The 2,111-nt window shown below is 40.1% G+C and carries 1 protein-coding gene; it reads left to right on the top strand.

The features are described 5' to 3' along the window. Positions 1-246: 246 nt before the first annotated feature. Positions 247-2,111, top strand: a 1,865-nt coding sequence (locus AC3DU7_RS32100) for a transketolase C-terminal domain-containing protein (RefSeq protein WP_488043277.1), incomplete at its 3' end; no start/stop codon positions are given.

Here is a 2,111-nt window from a genome sequence, read left to right as displayed (position 1 = left end):
TTAAAGATGTGTTTGTTGGGTTTCCTTTGTCAACTCAACCTACAAACTCAATTTTTTATATAGTAGATTTTAAGGTATTAAGCACCTTGAAATAAAAAAATAAAATAATTATTAAAAAACTCACCAACTATGGTAGGCTTTCTTTAACTCTTTGCCCATAAACATTTTATCCCTAATCACAGGTATGAAATAAATCATGGACACGGATATATGAAGCATAGATAGATATTATCACTCTTATTAACCATGACAATTACTACAGCACCATTTCCAATTGACATAGGAAGCTATAAACCACTTTCTCTCGACCCCACAAACCCAACTCTCACAGACGAACAACGGGAAACGCTCAAAGCAAATATTCAACTTTGCCGTGATACTATAATTTTCTTCACCGCCACTGGTGCTGCTAGAGGAGTAGGAGGTCACACAGGTGGCCCTTATGACACAGTACCCGAAGTTATGATTTTAGATGCCTTTTTCCGAGGTGCAGCAGAAAAATTTGTACCTATTTTCTTTGATGAAGCTGGACACCGCGTAGCTACCCAATACTTAATGGCGGCTATAGCAGGAGAACTTCCTGTGGAACGTCTGGTAAATTATCGGGCAGCTAATTCTCATTTACCAGGACACCCAGAATTAGGATTTACTCCTGGAGTAAAATTCAGTTCCGGTAGATTAGGTCATATGTGGCCTTATATCAATGGTGTGGCAATGGCAAATCCTGATAAGTTAGTCTTTTGCTTAGGTTCCGACGGTTCTCAACAAGAGGGTAATGATGCTGAAGCAGCTAGAATGGCAGTAGCACAAAATCTCAATGTTAAATTGATAATTGATGATAATGATGTTACTATTGCAGGCCATCCTTCCGACTATTTAAAAGGTTACGACCTCAACAAAACTTTAGCAGGTCATGGCTTAACAGTACTTGAAGGAGATGGGGAAGATTTAGATAGTCTGTATCAACGAATATGTCAAGCAGCTACAACTGAAGGTCCGATCGCTATTATTAATAAGCGGAAAATGAGTGTGGGTATCGAAGGTTTAGAAGGTTCTACCCATGGACATGATGTGATTCCTCTAAAATTAGCGATCGAATATCTAGAGGCAAAAGGCAGAACTGAAGCAGTTAACTATCTCAAGGGTATTGAAAAACCAAAGCAAAGCTACACTTTCATGGGTGTAAGTGACAAAATGGGTTCCAACCGGAATGTCTTTGGCGAGAGTGTAGTATCCGTCCTCCAAGGTATGAGTGAAGAGGAACGCAAAAATCATTTATTTGTTGACAGTGACTTAGAAGGTTCTTGCGGGTTCAAACAAATTCACGATGCTTTTCCAGAGCGGTTTATTAGTGGTGGCATCATGGAGCGTGGCAATTTTTCTGCTGCTGCGGGATTTGGTATGGAAGCAGGGAAACAAGGTATTTTTGCCACATTCAGTGCCTTCTTAGAAATGTGTATTTCTGAAATTACAATGGCGCGGTTGAACAACTCTAATATTTTGTGCCACTTCTCCCATGCTGGTATAGATGACATGGCAGACAACACTTGCCACTTTGGTATCAACAATATGTTTGCCGATAACGGTCTTGATGATGGTTATGAAACTCGCTTATATTTCCCTGCTGATGCCAACCAGATGAAAGCTTGTGTAGAAACAGTATTTACTCAAACCGGAATGCGGTTTATCTTCTCCACTCGCTCCAAAGTACCAATTCTGCTGGATAGCAATGGTAATGAATTTTTTGGTGAAGGTTATAAGTTTACTCCTGGTAAAGATGAAGTCATCCGGGAAGGTACAGCAGGTTATATTGTCAGTTTTGGTGATGCGTTGTACCGTTCTCTTGATGCAGTGGAACGTCTGAAACAGGAAGGAATAGATGTTGGTTTGATTAATAAACCTACTCTTAATGTCATTGACGAAGATATGTTACAGAAGGTTGGTAGTGCTCCTTTTGTATTGGTTGTTGAAGCGTTTAACCGTCGTACAGGTTTAGGTAGTCGTTTCGGTTCTTGGTTACTTGAACGTGCTTTGAATCCTAAGTTTGGTTACTTAGCTACTCACCAAGAAGGTTGTGGTGGTTTATGGGAACAGTTCCCTCATCAAGGGAT

The organism is Okeania sp., from assembly GCF_983059655.1.
Note: the sequence above shows the minus strand (reverse complement) of the source record. Positions and strands in the feature narration are given on the sequence as shown.